This window comes from Methylovirgula sp. (genome assembly GCF_037200945.1).
In the GTDB taxonomy this organism is placed as follows: Bacteria; Pseudomonadota; Alphaproteobacteria; order Rhizobiales; family Beijerinckiaceae; genus Methylovirgula.
Genome location: NZ_JBBCGP010000001.1, coordinates 1,761,887 through 1,778,471, shown reverse-complemented (window position 1 = coordinate 1,778,471; position 16,585 = coordinate 1,761,887). Strand labels below are relative to the sequence as shown.

Genomic DNA, 16,585 nt, shown 5'->3' with positions numbered 1-16,585 from the left:
TACCTGCCGGTTCGTTACTGGCCTTCGTGGCTCTTGATCGCTTCATCAATTTTGGCCTTGATGGCCTGAAGGTTGAAGGACGCCGGAGCCTGCATCGGCGGGAATTCAATAGCGGTCTGCACCAACGCCCCGACCTTCTGTTGCACCTGGACGAAGCGCCAGAATTCGCGGGCTAGGAAATCGTTCATGTATCCGCCGCCCTCCTCGTTAAGCGTTTCGCCGCGGAGCGATGGCGTTCGCTCAAACGGATCCTGACGAAGGTTGACGATCGTCGGCATATCGGTCGTAACTTTTTCGCCGGGCCAACCGTACGGCTGTTGAATAAACTGGTACTTGAAATCGTCGACGCGGATGGCACCCAATTGGGCCTCACCAAAATAGAATATTTCATGACGCGCCGACGGGCCCTTCCCCGTCAGCAAATCCATCTGATTGTAGCCGTCCAAATGGTTCTTATACGTGCGATCGCCGAGTTGGGCGCCTTGCAGAAGCTGATCGGTGATATTCGAATTTCCGGCCGCCGCCGCGAGCGTCGGCAGCCAATCCAGGCCGGAAAATATGCCGTTCTCGACGGAGCCGGGTTTGATCCGGCCCGGCCAGCGAATGATCGCCGGAACGCGGAAACCACCCTCGAACACGGTGCCTTTCGTAGCGCGGAAGGGTGTCATGCCGCCGTCGGGCCAGGTGAAGACTTCTGCACCGTTGTCGGTCGTGAAAATAACGATCGTATTCTCCGCCTCACCGATTTCGTCCAGATGTTTCAACATCACGCCGACGCTGTCGTCTAACTGCGCCATGCCCGCTTCTTCGACGTTGTAATTGCTGTCGTAATTCATCAGCGCCTTGTACTTCGCCGACAGGTAGGTGAAGACATGCATGCGCGTTGTGTTGTGCCAGATAAAGAACGGTTTTCCGTCCTGTTTGGCTTTGTCCATGAAGCCCTTGGTATGATCGACGAGGACTTCGTCGAAAGTCTCCATGTCATATTTGGCAGGACGGCCCTTTTGCCAACTCTGATGATCGGCGCCCATATCCGGGAACGGCGGAAGCGGACCTTCATCGACAATGCGCTGCTTGCCGACTTTGCCCCAGCGCGGCATCTCTGTCGGATCGTCCACATCGGTTGCAAAGCAATGAACGAGATTGCGCGGACCGTATTTGTCAATCCACTCTTGCGGGTAATCGAACCAATAGGGGTCAGACATCGCGTCAAGGTGATAGAGATATCCGAAAAACTCATCAAAGCCGTGCACGGTCGGCAGATATTTGTTCTTGTCGCCGAGATGGTTTTTGCCGAACTGTCCGGTCGTATAACCCATCGATTTGAGGACGGTCGCGATCGTGACGGCCTGATCCGGAATGCCGATATCGGCGCCCGCTTGTCCCACGGTCGTCATGCCTGTACGCAGCGGAATTTCACCAGTTATAAAATTTGCTCGACCCGCGGTGCAGCTTGCCTCTGCGTAATAGTCCGTGAACCGCATTCCATCTGCAGCGAGTTTGTCGAGGTTTGGCGTCTTGCCGGACATGATGCCTTGATGATAGGCGCCGATGTTGAACCAGCCGACGTCGTCTCCCATGATGACGAGTATATTCGGCTGCTTGCCACCTGACGCGGGAGGCTGCTGCGCCTCCGCGACTTGCGGAGCACCCGATGCAATCGCCGACGCGGCAGCGAGCGCCGTTCCGGATAGCAACACGCTGCGCCGGTTTACGCCTTCTCTTGGCTTTTGCGTTTTTTCAGCCTTATCGTCGCTGGAATTCATCACGCTGCTCCTTTTCGAAAGACGCATCGAAATCCAAGATGACTGGTTGAAGTGTCCACCGCTTCCGCGTGTCGGGCGGCCGGGCGGTAGCGTCTGCAATAATTGGGCGCGCACAGGTGCGAGCCACCCTTGATCGCCTTGCGGGGGATTTTGATTTTTGGTTGCGCGGGATCGAAACTTTCGTCGGCTCGACCTCCACGCGGATTTTCCGGAATGCAGCAGGCCTTTTGCGCGTCCGGCCGATGCTTCTGGGTGAACCAATCATTGGTCCATTCCCAGACATTACCGATCATATCGTAGAGGCCGTAACCGTTGGGCGGAAATGCTTTGACGGGAGACGTGCGGTCATATCCATCGAGTTTCAGGTTCTCGCGTGGAAATTCACCATGCCAGGTATTGGCCATATATTTTCCGCCGGGCATGAACTCGTCGCCCCAGGCGTATTCCGCGCCGTCGAGACCGCCGCGGGCAGCGAACTCCCATTCCGCCTCAGTCGGCAGATCCTTGCCGGCCCATTTGGCGTAAGCGAGCGCGTCGACATGGGCGATGTGAACGACCGGATGGTCGTCGAGCCCATCGATATCGCTTTCCGGCCCATAGGGACGGCTCCAATCCGCGCCCTTTAAAAAGCGCCACCATTCACCCCAGTTGCGCAAATCGACACGATGCGAGGGCGGCGTGAAGACGAGCGAGCCCGCATAGAGCATATGCGGCAGCGCACCCGGGTAATCTTTCGGGTCGGGCGCGATTTCGGCAAACGTGACGTGATGGGTCGCGCGGACGAATTCGTCAAATTGCCGGTTGGTGACCGGCGCCGCGTCGATCCAAAAACTATCGAAGGCCACGCGATGAACCGGCGCTTCTTCCGGATAGTGGTCATCCGACCCCATGCGGAACGTCGCGCCGGGAATAAAGACCATATCGGCCGGGGCCGTCTCGTCTTCAATCGATTGATAGGCCGGTTCGGATATTTTCATTCCCGCGTCTTGGCTCCGATGTTTGCGCAGGAACCGAAACGCTCGGCCCTGCAAACAAAAACCCAGATCCGCGCTGAACCTGGTTCAGCGAGCGAAAATTTCCGACGAGATGCCAGCAAGGATCGTCACACGTTGACGACCTGCGGATTCGAAAGCCTTCTTGTTAAAGTCGTCATACCTCTATGCCCCGAAAGGGCTCAGCAAACCCGCACCCACTGCGGGACATATTGATAGCCGTTCCAGACATTTTGCTGCTGGTAGCAAGAACTGGCTGCCGCAGCGCCGACAGCCGCAGCTCCCACCGCCGCGCCGGCTGCGGCCGCGCCCCAGCCCCAGCCACCCCCGCCGCCATACCAGCGACCGCCGCGCCAATATCCACCGCCGCCATGCCAGCGGCCACCACCGCCGGCCCAACGGCCGCCGCCGCCGTGCCAGCGGCCGCCGCCCCCCGCCCAATGGCCACCGCCGCCATGGAAGCCTCTTCCGCCTCCATGGAAGCCTCCGCCGTGGCCGCCGCCACGAAAGGCTTGCGCGGCATCGGGTACGGTCAGCATTAGCGCTGCGCATAAACCTAAAGAGAGGGACAAGGTATTGGGTCTCATGCTCACCTCCGCAATACAACAAGGCATCATTCAAAAATCGAATAAAGGCTATTCCGATTATCCACTGCGCACCAGATATTTCTTCGCATTCACAAGTTGTGTTGAAGGCTTCGCAACTGCGAGAACGAAACTATTTCAATGAGTTTTCATAAAACAGTTTCCAAACGAATCCGAAATCTTCGGGCGAGCGCGCGTCGCCATTATGCATGCAATTTGTGACGCATGTGTCACGCGCGACGGAAAATCCGCTCTCGTATTCTATGCACGATAGCCAAAGCGATATTTCACGCGGATACTTTCTGGCGATTACTTACGCAGATTTGCAGGAATGCGGGGGGAACTCCATGCCGCAGAACGATTGCAAGTCAAATGAAAGCGCCGTCCGGCGACATCACCGTCAAAACAATCTCGTCGCGGTTCGCGCGTTAATTCTCTCAACAATGATCGTCGGACTATCGACGGATTTTGCGCGTGCCGATGAGACCGGCGTTAGCCTGTGGGTGCCCGGCTTTTTCGGGAGCCTCGCTGCAACGCCGCAAACGCCGGGTTTCGCGCTCGCGAATATCTTCTATGCGCCATCGGTCGGCGCAGGAGGAAGCGTCGTCTTTGCGCGGCAGGTGACGCGGGGGGACATCACCGCCAATTTCAACGGCAATCTGAATGCAAGGCTCGATGGCCGCGCCGACCTTTATCTCGCAATACCGAGCTACACTTTCTCGACCCCGGTTCTGGGCGCCCAGGCAATGATCGCGATGGCGATCCCCTATGGCGGCAGCTTCGCGGGCGTCAACGCGACATTGAATGGAGCCGTCGGCCCGCGGGAATTTGCGGTCTCAGGGGGCACAAGCGACAACGTCCTTGGGTTTGGCGACCTCTTGCCTATGTTCTCGCTGCGTTGGAATGCCGGCGTCAACAATTATATGGCTTACGTGACGACCAACATTCCGATCGGCATCTATAATCCCGATAATCTCGTCAATCTCGGAATTGGTCATGCCGCGACCGATGCGGGCGGTGCGTATACTTATTTCAATCCGCAAACTAGCAATGAATTGTCCGGTACCCTCGGCTTCACTTACAATTATGGGAACCCACAGACACAATATCAAAATGGCGTGGATATGCATTTCGACTGGGGTGCGTCGCACTTCCTGACAAAACAATGGCAGATCGGCGCCGTCGGCTACGCCTACCAAGAGCTTTCCTGCGATAGCGGCGCGGGTGATCGTGTTGGGTGTTTCGAGTCACGCGTCTTCGGCGCGGGCGGCCAAGTCGGCTACATCATCCCGATGGGGAAATTGCAAGGCTATCTGAATGTGAAAGCCTACAAAGAATTTGCCGCGGAAAATCGCGCCTATGGCTGGAATGCTTGGCTAACGTTTGCTATCTCGCAAGCAGCACCAGCGCAGCCCCCCGCGCGGCAATGAAAGACTGTGTTCGCTTGCGGGAAGCCGGTACCTGAACGGCCGAGTTGGGCGCGAGGCGGGCTCTCCGAAGAAAAGGTTTGCCTGGGGCGTTGCTCAAACAATCACCACCGCAAAAGCCGCGGGCCTAGCGCGGCGCCGACGATGACGCAGAGGATGATCGACCCTCCGTACCAGAATGCAATAAACGGCAGAGAGCCCCCGGGATGATGGAATGCGAAAGCCGCTGCTCCTAAGGCTCCGGCGACCAATCCTGCAACGGCACCCGTCCATGTCAGATTGGTCGGCGCTTCTTTACGAAGCGTAAGAACGAGCAGCACGAACGGCACGATGGCGAGCAACGGGATACAAATCAAACATGGCACCCATTGCTGTCCAAACAACATCGCTTGCCTGACAGGCATATGAACGAGCGCGAGTACAACGAAGGCCGCGAAGAAAATCGCGAGAAACAAGAGCACTATGAAAGCAAAGGGCACCCGACTCGAATCTCCCGGCCGCGCAGCACGGAACAGATAGCCAGCACCCGCCAGGACCAAGCCGCATGTAAATGCCAGTCCCACCAACTTAAGAGCCGAAAATTCCGGACCAAACTCGCTTTTTGGGACTCCGAAAATTGCCAGCACGAGACACAAGGCTATCGACGCGCCCACCACGAGCGTCATTATGAGCGACAAGCGTAGATGGCTGCCTCCAACGGGCTCAACATTTGTGCCCAATACGTCGATGAGGTCGTCCGTCTTCATGAAGGACTCCTTTGCCGGACCAAGAGTGACAGCGCGTTCAACCCGCGCTGCACGGATACTTTGATGGCGGATTGAGACACACCGGCCCGCTCCGCTGCCTCATTTATGCTCAATCCATCGAGCTTAACCAATTGGAGGGCTTGTCTCGTTTTGGGCGTGAGCTGAGCGAGGAGCTTCTTCAGATCGATGCTGCTTTCGACGGGGGACGCATCGTCCAAGGCAAAGACCTCTTCGGCTTCCTCGATTGGCACGTCCACTTTCGCTGTTTTGGAACGACGCAGGTAGTCGATGAATCTGTAGCGCGCAATTGCATAGACCCACGGTGTAAGCAACTGTGCGCGGTCATAAGTGTGTCGCTTGGTATGGACGGAAATGAGCGTCTCCTGAACCAGATCTTCGGCGTCCACGGGGCCACGTCCAATGCGCGCAAGCTGACCCTTGAAGTAAGCGCGCAAATAGCCACTCAGTTTCTTCAAAAGAACTTTTTGGGATGTCGCGTCGCCATCAAGCCCCGCCAGCATGAGAGCCCGAAGCTCTGACTCATCTGACTTTATGTCCATCTAGAGTGCCCGATGAAACCGTCTTTAACTGGACGCAAAGATAGGTCGCCTCCACCACGAGCCGGCAAAGGCGACCCCGATATCCTCTTGCGATTTACGACTGCGGATTCAGCTTCTCGTTCACATTCGCAACGTGCGCCCGCACCGACGGCACATCGCCATTCTGGCAATCCGATATTGCTTGCCGAATCTCACTGGCCATATATCTCACTTCAGGGCCGGAGCTAACACGCCCGCTCCGGCTGTAAACAGTCGCCTGGGAGGGCTTTGACGGCGTTTCGAAACCGACCGTATTCCAATCCGCCAAAAGCTTCTGAAGCTCCGGCGTGCAAGGATGTTGAGGAAGAGCCGCGGCCTCAACCAGAGACACTCCACCGAAAAGAAGCCCGGCACCGAGCATACCGGCGGCGATGCAGCGCCGCGCTACGAAGAGGGTTTTCGACTGAGCTTGCTCCAGTGAAGAATTGGTGACGATAGACATGGATTGATCCTCTTGCTTTGCCCTCAAAGGGCGCGAAAAACTTTCCGATGACGCGGGACGGCGCATCAAGTAGCCCTAATTACATCGACTGGGTTTGATGGATTGCGGTCGTTAGCACTTGCCTGCAGACGTTCGTTTCCCGTCGCCCACTGCGGGAGCGCCATCCATCATGTGGTGGCATTTATCCATCATCTCAGTCATTCGCTTCATTTGATCGGGCTTCATTCGTTTCATCATGTGCTGCATGCTGCCCTGATCGCTCATCATCCCCTGCATGTGAGACGATTGGGGCGCAGGAGAACTTTGAGCGAGCGCCACTGACGCAGCGGCAATGCCCATCAGGACGATGGCGGGAAATAAGAAGTTCAGTTTTCGGGTCACGTCTTTCTCTTTCTGTTTAGGACTTTTCGCTTGCCAATGAGGCGAATGATCGGGCCGGTATTACCGGAGCTTGGGGCCGGGCTCGTCTGATCGCCGTGGTTCACCCCCCTCATGCACGTGAGCATCATCGCGGCGCATGGCAGCACAAAGAGCAGCGGTTCGAGCTCAACAATAGTGAGCCAATGCCGGGTCAGAGCGACTGTGGTGGCAGCCACAATTGCAACGCCCCCGAAAACCAGACCCCGCCGGCGACTGATCCAGTCGTTCGCACCTTGATTGGCGCCGTGACAAGACGAACTCCTCACATTAGGAGCCACAATCGGAGGCTTTGTCGTTTCCATCTGTATCTCTCCTTGAAGAGGCAGTTCGATCCGCCTCTACAAATGAGTACGCAAGGATCCGGCAAACGGTCACATTGCGAATGAAAAAATATTCTCGCTGCGCGCGCGGAAATAACAAAGCTGAGCACGGGCTTTTCTTACTCCGCGGGCGACGGTGATTGTTCGCCCATGACGACTGGGACTGCGTAATCCTGTGGCAGTCGCCATCCCTTGACGATCGCGTAGATTGCCGGAATGACGAGCAGCGTGAGAATGGTCGAAGAGACCATTCCGCCGACCATCGGCACCGCGATGCGCTTCATGACTTCGGAGCCGGTACCATCGCTCCAGAGGATCGGCAGCAATCCAGCCATGATCGCCACGACCGTCATCATTTTTGGCCGCACACGTTCCACGGCGCCGCTCATGATCGCGCGACGCAAATCGGAACGAGTTAATTCTTGGCCCTGATGACTTCTTTGCTCGCGTATCTCGGCAAAGGCATGGTCGAGATAGATCAGCATGACGACGCCAGTTTCGGCCGCAACGCCGGCGAGCGCGATGAAACCGACAGCGACGGCCACACTCATATTGTAGCCCAACGCCCACATCAGCCAGATGCCGCCGACAAGCGCGAAAGGCACCGAGAGCATAACGATCACAGTTTCCGCGAGTCGGCCGAAGTTCAGAAACAGCAGGACGAAAATGACAACCAACGTCGCGGGGATAACAACTTTGAGTTTTGCTTCCGCGCGCTCGAGATATTCGAACTGGCCGCTCCATTCGATGTGGTAGCCGGGCGGCATGGGCACCTGCTCAGCAACCTTTCTGGAAGCCTCCGCGACATACCCGCCCAGATCACGGCCCTGCAGATCGACATAAATATAATCGACGGGTTGAGCATCCTCCGTGCGGATGCTGGGCGGCCCAAGCGTTACGTGAATGCTGGCTAGCTCCCCTAACGGCACCATCGCGCCACTCATCGTCGGGACCAGAACCTGGCTGGCGATCGCCTGCGGATCATCGCGCAATCCCTGGGGATAGCGGACGTTTACGCTGTAACGCTCGCGACCTTCTACGGTCGTCGTCACGCTCTCGCCACCGAGGGCGGCAGCGACGGCTTTCTGCACGTCGTCTACAGATAGGCCATAACGGGCGATGGCCTCCCGGTCTGGCTCAATCTCGACGTAATGGCCGCCCTCCAGGCGCTCAGCGAAGGCGCTGGTGGTTCCCGGGACATCATGCACGACTTTTTCGATTTCGGTCGACAGCCTCTCAAGCACGTGTAGATCCGGGCCGAAGACCTTCACACCAACAGGCGTGCGAATGCCCGTCGAGAGCATATCGATGCGCGCCTTGATCGGCATCGTCCACGCATTGCTGACGCCGGGGAGCTGCAGGGCTGCGTTCATTTTGGCTATGAGTTGGTCGACGGTCTCACCAGCGGGCCAAGTGCTTTGCGGCTTCAGATTGACGACCGTCTCGCTCATCTCGACCGGCGCCGGATCGGTGGCGGTCATGGCGCGACCTGCTTTGCCGAAGACCGACTCGACCTCTGGGAAGGACTTGATAATCCGATCTTGCGTTTGTAGAAGCTCGCCCGCCTTAGTCACCGAAAGACCTGGAAGCGTCACCGGCATGAACAACAGCGTGCCTTCGTTCAGGCTGGGCATGAATTCGCTGCCAAGCTGCGAAACAGGCCAAAGCGAGAGTCCGAGCACGACGACGGCGGCGAGAACCGCCAGAGTCGGAATACGCAGGACAAGCTGGATGATAGGACGGTAAAGCCAGATCAATACGCGATTGATCGGGTTTTTTTGCTCGGGGATGATACGGCCCCGTACAAAGAACAGCATCAGCACTGGCACCAGCGTGACCGAGAGCAGCGCGCCGCCGGCCATAGAGAAGGTTTTGGTGTAGGCGAGCGGCTTGAATAAGCGCCCCTCCTGATCCTCGAGCGCGAAGACCGGCAGGAACGACGCCACGATTACGAGCAGGCTGAAGAACAACGACGGCCCGACTTCCTTGGCGGCGGCTATCAGTGCTGGCCCGCGCGGCTCTCCAGGTTTCAGGCGTTCGATGTGCTTGTGCGCGTTTTCGATCATCACGATGGCAGCGTCGACCATGGCACCGAGGGCAATCGCGATGCCACCAAGGCTCATGATGTTGGAGCCGATACCGAGAGCGTGCATACCGGTGAAGGCGATGAGGATACCGATCGGCAAGGTCAGGATTGCAACCAGCGCACTGCGAAAATGCAACAGGAATACAATGCACACGGCAGCGACGATGAGACTCTCTTCCAAAAGCGTGTGTTTGAGCGTGTGGATCGCGCTGTCGATAAGCTGGGAGCGATCGTAGACGGGCTCGATCGATACACCCTTCGGAAGACCGGGCTTAAGCTCGTCGATTTTGCTCTTGATGTTATCAATCGTCGTGAGCGCATCGGCGCCGTCGCGTTTGAGCGCGATGCCGCCGACAACTTCGCCCGTGCCGTTCATTTCGGCGATGCCGCGTCGTTCGTCTGGGCCAAGTTCGATCCGGGCGACGTCCTTGATCAGCACAGGCGTGCCGGACCCGTTTGGATCGGCCTTCAGGACGATATTGCCGATATCCTGAACGTTGCGCAGATAGCCACGGCCACGGACCATGTATTCAGTTTCGCTCATCTCAATCGTGCGGCCGCCGACATCGCGGTTGCTGGTGCGGATTGCGTCGGATACGCGATCAAGCGGGATGCCATAAGCTTGCAGCTTCTGGGGGTCGACGACGACCTGATATTGTTTCTCGAAGCCACCGACGCTTGCGACTTCGGCAACGCCCTTGGCGGTCACGAGATTGTAACGAACGAGCCAGTCCTGGATGCTCCGGAGTTCAGCTAGCGTGCGGTGGGCACCGGTGACGACATATTCGTAAACCCAGCCGACGCCGCTGGCGTCCGGGCCAAGCGTCGGCGTCACGCCTTCGGGCAGACGTTTGGCCGCAAAATTAAGATATTCAAGCACGCGCGAACGCGCCCAATAGAGATCGGTCCCGTCCTCGAATACGACGTAGACGAAGGAAGCGCCGAAGTCGGAAAAACCGCGCACGACTTTAGCATGCGGCACGGCCAACAATGCGGTCGTCAGCGGATAGGTGACTTGATCCTCGACCACCTGCGGGGCTTGGCCGGGGTATTCCGTGTAGACGATCACCTGCGTGTCGGAGAGGTCCGGCAACGCATCCAGCGGCGTATTCACCACAGACCATATTCCGAGACCGACAAGCATCAATGTCCCAAGGAGCACCAGCATCTTATTGCGTGCGCAGAGATCGATGAGACGCCCGATCATTGGTTGGCTCCCGACTGTTTTGACTGAGATTGATCATCGCTCGCAAACCCTTGCAGGGCGGCGCGGAGATTGCTCTCGGCATCGATGAGAAAATTAGCGCCCGTCACGACGCGATCGTCGGCTTTGACGCCACTGAGGACCTGGACCGCGCTGTCACTACGAAAGCCAAGGCGGACCGAGCGTGGTTCGAAACGCCCGTTTCCGAGATCGAGAAGCACGACCTGTTTGGTCCCGTTATCGAGCACGGCGGACTCCGGCACCATCAAGGCTGGCTGGCCGTGGCTCGCGGCGTCGATGGCCACCGTCGCATACATTTGCTCGCGCAATAATCGGTCCGGATTTGGCAGAACGATTCGTACGCGGCCGGTGCGCGTCTCCGGCGAGAGCATCGGGTAGATGAAGTCGACCCTGCCTTCAAAGGTGCGGCCGGGAAACGCGACAAAGCTTGCGCTCGCGCGATCGCCTGGCTTGATCTCGCCGAGGTCTTGCTCCTGAACTTGTGCGATCAGCCAGATGTTCGACAGATTCGCGGTTTTATAGAGCGGATCGCCCGCGTTGACCCGCATCCCCTCCTGAACAGGCTTCTCGATCACCACGCCGTCTTCAGGCGCGAGAACCGCGATCGTGCGCGAGACATGATGTGTCCTTTGCAACCGCTCGATCTCGTCGTCTGGAACACCGAGCGCGCCTAACCGCTGGTCGGAGGCTTCGCCAATCGCGTCGCCGACCTGCAAGGCGACGAGATATTCTCGTTCCGACGCGACGGCATCGGGCGAATAGATCTCTGCCAAGACCTGGCCGCGTCGCACCGGGTCACCTGTTGCAGCGACAACGAGATGATCGATCCAGCCGGACACTCTCGTGGTGACAGTCGCGAGCCCTCGCTCGTCAAACTGAAGAGTGCCGGTGGCACGGATGGTGCGCCCGACGGCGGATCTCAGAGTCACAGGTTCGCTCGTGACGCCTAACGTCTGAATCCGTCCGGCGCTGACTCGCACCATGCCCGGCGGGTCGTTTTGCGAGGCGTCGTCGGCATAAACGGGGATATAATCCATCCCCATCGAGTCCTTCTTCGGAACGCGCGAGGTGTCCGGCAGTCCCATCGGATTCCGATAATAAAGAACGCGATGATCCATTCGCGCTAGCGCGGGCGCTGGTTTCGCATCGGTCTGCGCTGCCGTATCAACGAAGATCGCCGTATAGGCACGGCCGTCGGGGACCGTGCGCGGCGTCGCTGAGTAAAACGGCTTCCCATCGGGGTCCTGATAGTAGAGCGGCTGACGTGCGACAGCCTCGGCCATCACAAATCCCGGCGAAAGAACGCCCGCGATCACGAGAGTCAGCGATAGGCGACGCATCATATTTCTCCCCCCACCAGGCGTTCGACCGCTGCGAACGCCGTCTGCTCGTCAAGCAGCGCCTGGAGATGGCGCAATTCGACTTCATGCATCTGATGTTCGGCAGCGATGACTGAGGCGAGATCGCCCTTGCCCTGGCTGTAATTTGCCAGGAGCGTTTGAAACATCGCGCGCGCTTGCGGCATCGACTTGCGCTGCAGCAACACGTCGATCTTTCGCGCCGCGCGCAGCTTGGCGAGAGCCTCGCCAAGCGCGCCTTCGACCTCGTGCGTAGCGACGTCGTATTGCGCCTCCGACGCCCCTAATTGTGCGCTTGCTTGGGCCTGGTCCGACGATTCGCGGCCCCATGGGACGGGAATATTGAGTCCCACCGTCGCGGCAAATCCCACCGGCTCGTGATTGGTCTGAACAATGGGACCGCTGCCAAGCGTGATGTCGGGATACCAGGCTTTGTCCGCCAATTCCTTCCGCGCCGTGGCGGCCGAGATCTCGGACTGACTCGCTGACAGCGTTGGATTACTCGAAAGCGAACGATCCAAAAGAGTTTGAAGCGCCGGCATTTGCGCGGGAACCCGTCTCAGCCGTTGCGGCTCCGCAAGCGGCGCATCGGCAGGACGACCGACCAAAGCATTCAGCCGCGCACGCGCCGCGTCCGCGTCGCCCTGCAATTTGATGATTTCGGTTTGCGCCGTCGTCTCTTCGCCCGACGCCTGGATAACAGCAGACTGATCGCCGCCGCCCTCGTTGTAGCGAGCGGACGCAGCCGTGTGCATTTGAGCATCCAATTCGCCGATGTGCTGATTGATCTCGATTTCGCGCGCCGTCAGATAATAGATCGCGTAGGCGACCTTGATATTCTCATCGAGCGCGTCTTCGGCCGCCCGCTCTTTCCCGCGCGCGGCTTCGAGTTCGGCGATCGCCGCGTCACGCCGCAAATCCAATTTGCCCCAGAGAGGAATCGACTGGGACAGCATGACGGTATGCGCGCTGAAAACGCCGGGATCGCGATAAAATTGGTAGCCATCGCTGATCGTTGGATCATCGAGCTTATCGGCGCCGATCGCTTTCGCGGCAGCCGCCACAGTCTCAAGCGACGCGGCGCGCAGTGCCGGGCTGAGGCGCCGCCCCGCCGCGAGCAACCCTTCGACGGAAGCGCCCAGCGAACCATCGGAAGGCTGAGCGAATGCCGACGCACATACCAGGCTGAAGCCGGCCGCCAACATCGCGCTGGCGCCAAACTTCGTCCGCTGGGCGTACACGTCAGTTTACCAGATTTGCGTTGATGGTTCCCGTGATGGTTCCCGTCTCGCCTTGAACTTTGGCAGCCAGATGCAAGGCCCATGTGCCGGTCATGCCGGGGGCGACTTCAAAGCGATAGACGCCATTTTTGGGTGGAAGGGGTTTAACGGGCGCCGGCATGGTCGCCATGCCCGACGGGCCCATGTCGGCGGTGCTTTCAAAGATCACGGCGCCTGTTACGGGCTTGCCATCACTAGCGCGGACAAGCCGCACTTGAACGATGTCTTTGCCAGATGCGGATTGGGGCTGCCCGATCAATTCGAACCGATAGTCAGCCTCTGCAGCAAAGCTGGGCGGCATGGAGAATCCCATGCCGAAGACGAACGCCGTAGCGCCCGCAAGAATGAAAGTGCGAGTCACAGAACACCTCTTCATAGCCGGCCGGCGGCTTAAGCGCGCGGCAAGCAGAACAACCAGATTGATTCATTGAGAAATGCGCACGCGCGTGCGCGAACCAATCAGGCAGATCGAGGAGGCAATAGTTCCGGTTGACGGTAGAGGCTGGTCCGATCGAACACGTCGGCCCAAACAGCTCTCACACGTTGGAAGATAGGAAATTCCTGCGTGACGAACTGAGCCGGTAAGGCACTGGTCGTCACACAGCCCGCCATATTGATGCAGTCATGCGTCATGCCCTTGCAAGGCGCCATTGGTTTCGAATGATCCAAATCCGAAACCGGCATTTGCATATCGCAAGGGATACCGTTCATGAGCATCATCGGACCATGCGACGCGGCGCGCGCCGATTCTGACGCAGTCCCCCCGACGAGGGCGATCGCGACAAGAACAAGCAGGATATGGCGCAAGATACGAAGCATGAGCACAACGAAGCTAGCAGTTTCATCCGATGCGCTCAAGCCTGCGCGACCGCGGGCTCACGCATGTCATCGTGAATACAGACTCTTTTTCCTCACAAACGCGTCAGCCGCAGCCGCAAGGCGTTGGTAATCACCGACACCGAACTCAGGCTCATCGCCGCCGCCGCGATGACAGGGCTGAGCAGCAGACCGAAAGCCGGATAAAGCACGCCGGCGGCAAGCGGAATGCCCAGCAGATTGTAGACAAAGGCCAGGGCGAGGTTCTGCCGGATGTTGCGCATCGTGGCGCGGCTCAGGACGCGGGCACGATCGATTCCGGCGAGATCGCCCTTAACCAGGGTCACGCCGGCGCTCTGCATGGCGACATCGGTGCCCGTGCCCATCGCGACGCCGACATCCGCTTCGGCAAGGGCGGGCGCATCGTTCACGCCATCGCCGGCCATGGCCACGACACGGCCTTCCCGTCTCAGCCGGCGGACCACGGCATTCTTCTGGTCCGGCAATACTTCGGCCTCGACATCGGTGATGCCGAGAGTTGCGGCCACCGCCTGCGCGGTGACGCGATTGTCGCCGGTCAGCATGACGATACGGATGCCGTCCGCACGCAGCTTCGCAAGCGCCGCGGGCGTCGAGGCCTTGATCGGGTCGGCGACTGCGATGATGCCGCCGGGGCGCCCGTCCACGGCAATGAAGATCACTGTCGCGCCTTCACGCTGAAGATCACTCGCTCGTGTTTCCAAATCTGCACTAGTGACGCCGATATCGGCGAGGAACTTGGCATTGCCGATTGCAACCTGGCACCCCCCGACGTTGCCGGTGATCCCCTTGCCTGTCACAGATTTGAAATCGGTCACATCCTGCAACGCGAGCCCCCGCTCTTTGGTTGTCGTCAAGATCGCGGCGGCAAGCGGGTGCTCGCTTGAGCGTTCGAGACTGGCGGCCAGCGACAGGATGGTCGCTTCATCGAACACGTCCGCTGGCACGACGGCCGCGACGCGGGGCTTGCCTTCGGTGAGCGTTCCGGTCTTGTCGACGACAAGAGTGTCCACCTTCTCAAAGCGCTCCAGGGCCTCGGCGTTCTTGATCAAAACGCCCGCCGTCGCGCCCTTGCCGACGCCCACCATGATGGACATCGGCGTGGCAAGGCCGAGGGCGCACGGACACGCGATAATGACGACCGAAATCGCCGCCACCAGCGCATAGGCAAAGGCCGGCGAAGGTCCCCAGATCATCCAGGCGATGAAAGTCACGACCGCGACCAGAATGACCGCGGGCACAAACCAGGATGAGACCACGTCAGCCAGCCGCTGAATTGGAGCCCGGCTGCGCTGGGCCTCCGCAACCATGTGGACGATGCGCGACAGCATCGTATCGGCGCCGACCCGCTCGGCCCGCATCACCAGGGCGCCGGTCCCATTGACCGTGCCGCCGATCAGCTTATCGCCTTGCGCTTTTTCGACGGGAAGCGACTCGCCGGTCACCATTGATTCATCGACCGCGCTGTTACCTTCAAGCACGGCGCCGTCCGTCGGAACGCTTTCGCCCGGGCGAATGCGAAGACGATCGCCGATGCAGACATCGTCAAGCGTAATCTCTTCGTCTTCGCCGCCAGCGCCGATGCGGCGGGCGGTTTTCGGCGCGAGATTGAGGAGGGCGCGAATTGCGCCACCGGTTTGCTCGCGGGCGCGCAATTCCAGCACCTGGCCGAGCAGCACCAGGACAATGATGACGGCGGCCGCTTCATAATAGACCGCGACGACGCCGTCCTTGTGGAGGGCCGGCGGGAACAGGCCGGGCGCCAGGGTCGCAACGAGGCTGTAGGCATAGGCGACGCCGACGCCGAGCGCGATCAGGCTGAACATATTGAGCGAGCGGTTCCTGACCGATTGCCAGCCGCGCACGAAGAAAGGAAATCCCGCCCAAAGCACCACCGGGGTCGCCAAAGCGAACTGGATCCAGACCGAGAGGAGTGGCGGGATGCGGTCGAGAAGCGGGAGATCCCCGCCCATGTCGAGGACAAGCAACGGGACAGCGAGAACCACCCCGCCCCAAAAACGCCGCGTCATGTCGGCTAATTCGTGATTGGGCCCATCGACCGGGAGACCGGCCGGCTCCAGCGCCATGCCGCAGATCGGGCAATTGCCGGGCCCATCCCGGACAATCTGCGGATGCATCGGGCATGTCCAGAGAACGTGGTCATGCGTGACGGGTGCCGGCTCCGGTTTGGGGGCTGCTGGCTTGAGATAGGATTCCGGGCTCGCCTCAAACTTTTCGCGACAGTTGCCACTGCAGAAGAAATAATCATGGCCTGCATGAACCAGATGGTGTTTGGCGGTCGCCGGATCGACGGACATGCCACACACCGGATCAATGACCGTGGTACCGGCCCCTTCAGAACTGTGATGGTGATGGTGGTCATGAGACGCATCGTGCGCAGCATTGGGCGAGGTCATCATTTACCGCCTCCATGAGTAAAACAGGTCTTGCCGCTGAACATGGGGCTTCCCATTATTGGAAGGTC

At 59.1% G+C, this 16,585-nt stretch carries 13 protein-coding genes; 1 reads left to right on the top strand and 12 read right to left on the bottom strand.

Annotated elements, in window-relative coordinates; all coding sequences use genetic code 11:
* Window positions 1-14: 14 nt before the first annotated feature.
* The 3 genes from WDN02_RS08625 to WDN02_RS08615 form a co-directional block, all read right to left on the bottom strand.
* Window positions 15-1,766, bottom strand: coding sequence for an arylsulfatase (locus WDN02_RS08625; protein ID WP_337293103.1), 1,752 nt, complete (start codon window positions 1,764-1,766; stop codon window positions 15-17).
* Window positions 1,766-2,743 (bottom strand): formylglycine-generating enzyme family protein, encoded by a 978-nt coding sequence (locus WDN02_RS08620; protein ID WP_337293102.1) that lies wholly within the window; start codon window positions 2,741-2,743, stop codon window positions 1,766-1,768. The genes WDN02_RS08625 and WDN02_RS08620 overlap by 1 nt, the downstream gene beginning before the upstream one ends.
* Window positions 2,744-2,940: 197 nt before the next feature.
* The gene (locus tag WDN02_RS08615) at window positions 2,941-3,297 is read right to left on the bottom strand and encodes a hypothetical protein (protein WP_337293101.1); all 357 of its coding nucleotides are present in this window, start codon (window positions 3,295-3,297) and stop codon (window positions 2,941-2,943) included.
* A gap of 488 nt (window positions 3,298-3,785) precedes the next feature.
* Here WDN02_RS08615 and WDN02_RS08610 point away from each other — a divergent pair, with 488 nt between their 5' ends.
* Entirely contained in the window at window positions 3,786-4,772 is a 987-nt protein-coding gene (locus WDN02_RS08610; RefSeq protein ID WP_337293100.1) for a transporter, read from the top strand.
* 101 nt (window positions 4,773-4,873) lie between these two features.
* Here the strand turns inward: WDN02_RS08610 and WDN02_RS08605 are convergent, their stop codons facing one another.
* From WDN02_RS08605 to WDN02_RS08565, 9 genes are all read right to left on the bottom strand, one after another.
* On the bottom strand, window positions 4,874-5,515 hold the full coding sequence (locus tag WDN02_RS08605; RefSeq protein ID WP_337293099.1) for a DUF1109 domain-containing protein: 642 nt from the start codon (window positions 5,513-5,515) through the stop codon (window positions 4,874-4,876).
* A complete protein-coding gene (locus WDN02_RS08600; protein ID WP_337293098.1) occupies window positions 5,512-6,075 on the bottom strand; it encodes a sigma-70 family RNA polymerase sigma factor in 564 nt (187 codons plus the stop codon). Before WDN02_RS08600 ends, WDN02_RS08605 begins: the two co-directional genes overlap by 4 nt.
* Window positions 6,076-6,169: 94 nt before the next feature.
* Entirely contained in the window at window positions 6,170-6,556 is a 387-nt protein-coding gene (locus tag WDN02_RS08595; RefSeq protein ID WP_337293097.1) for a hypothetical protein, read from the bottom strand.
* 111 nt (window positions 6,557-6,667) lie between these two features.
* Window positions 6,668-6,937: a hypothetical protein gene (locus WDN02_RS08590; protein ID WP_337293096.1), complete on the bottom strand. Its 270-nt coding sequence runs from the start codon at window positions 6,935-6,937 to the stop codon at window positions 6,668-6,670.
* A 478-nt stretch (window positions 6,938-7,415) separates the two neighbouring features.
* Window positions 7,416-10,589, bottom strand: a complete 3,174-nt coding sequence (locus WDN02_RS08585) for an efflux RND transporter permease subunit (protein ID WP_337293095.1) — start codon at window positions 10,587-10,589, stop codon at window positions 7,416-7,418.
* Window positions 10,586-11,950 (bottom strand): efflux RND transporter periplasmic adaptor subunit, encoded by a 1,365-nt coding sequence (locus WDN02_RS08580; RefSeq protein ID WP_337293094.1) that lies wholly within the window; start codon window positions 11,948-11,950, stop codon window positions 10,586-10,588. The genes WDN02_RS08585 and WDN02_RS08580 overlap by 4 nt, the downstream gene beginning before the upstream one ends.
* Window positions 11,947-13,170, bottom strand: coding sequence for a TolC family protein (locus tag WDN02_RS08575; RefSeq protein ID WP_337293093.1), 1,224 nt, complete (start codon window positions 13,168-13,170; stop codon window positions 11,947-11,949). The genes WDN02_RS08580 and WDN02_RS08575 overlap by 4 nt, the downstream gene beginning before the upstream one ends.
* Before the next feature lie 37 nt (window positions 13,171-13,207).
* A complete protein-coding gene (locus WDN02_RS08570; protein WP_337293092.1) occupies window positions 13,208-13,606 on the bottom strand; it encodes a FixH family protein in 399 nt (132 codons plus the stop codon).
* Between the two features lie 550 nt (window positions 13,607-14,156).
* Window positions 14,157-16,520, bottom strand: coding sequence for a heavy metal translocating P-type ATPase (locus tag WDN02_RS08565; RefSeq protein WP_337293091.1), 2,364 nt, complete (start codon window positions 16,518-16,520; stop codon window positions 14,157-14,159).
* Window positions 16,521-16,585: the final 65 nt, after the last annotated feature.

Coding starts and splice junctions, on each gene's coding strand:
- WDN02_RS08620 (WP_337293102.1), bottom strand. CDS start 2,743: ATGAAAATATCCGAACCGGCCTATCAATCGATTGAAGACGAGACGGCC.
- WDN02_RS08610 (WP_337293100.1), top strand. CDS start 3,786: ATGATCGTCGGACTATCGACGGATTTTGCGCGTGCCGATGAGACCGGC.
- WDN02_RS08585 (WP_337293095.1), bottom strand. CDS start 10,589: ATGATCGGGCGTCTCATCGATCTCTGCGCACGCAATAAGATGCTGGTG.
- WDN02_RS08615 (WP_337293101.1), bottom strand. CDS start 3,297: ATGCTGACCGTACCCGATGCCGCGCAAGCCTTTCGTGGCGGCGGCCAC.
- WDN02_RS08600 (WP_337293098.1), bottom strand. CDS start 6,075: ATGGACATAAAGTCAGATGAGTCAGAGCTTCGGGCTCTCATGCTGGCG.
- WDN02_RS08625 (WP_337293103.1), bottom strand. CDS start 1,766: ATGAATTCCAGCGACGATAAGGCTGAAAAAACGCAAAAGCCAAGAGAA.
- WDN02_RS08605 (WP_337293099.1), bottom strand. CDS start 5,515: ATGAAGACGGACGACCTCATCGACGTATTGGGCACAAATGTTGAGCCC.
- WDN02_RS08575 (WP_337293093.1), bottom strand. CDS start 13,170: ATGTTGGCGGCCGGCTTCAGCCTGGTATGTGCGTCGGCATTCGCTCAG.
- WDN02_RS08595 (WP_337293097.1), bottom strand. CDS start 6,556: ATGTCTATCGTCACCAATTCTTCACTGGAGCAAGCTCAGTCGAAAACC.
- WDN02_RS08580 (WP_337293094.1), bottom strand. CDS start 11,950: ATGATGCGTCGCCTATCGCTGACTCTCGTGATCGCGGGCGTTCTTTCG.
- WDN02_RS08565 (WP_337293091.1), bottom strand. CDS start 16,520: ATGATGACCTCGCCCAATGCTGCGCACGATGCGTCTCATGACCACCAT.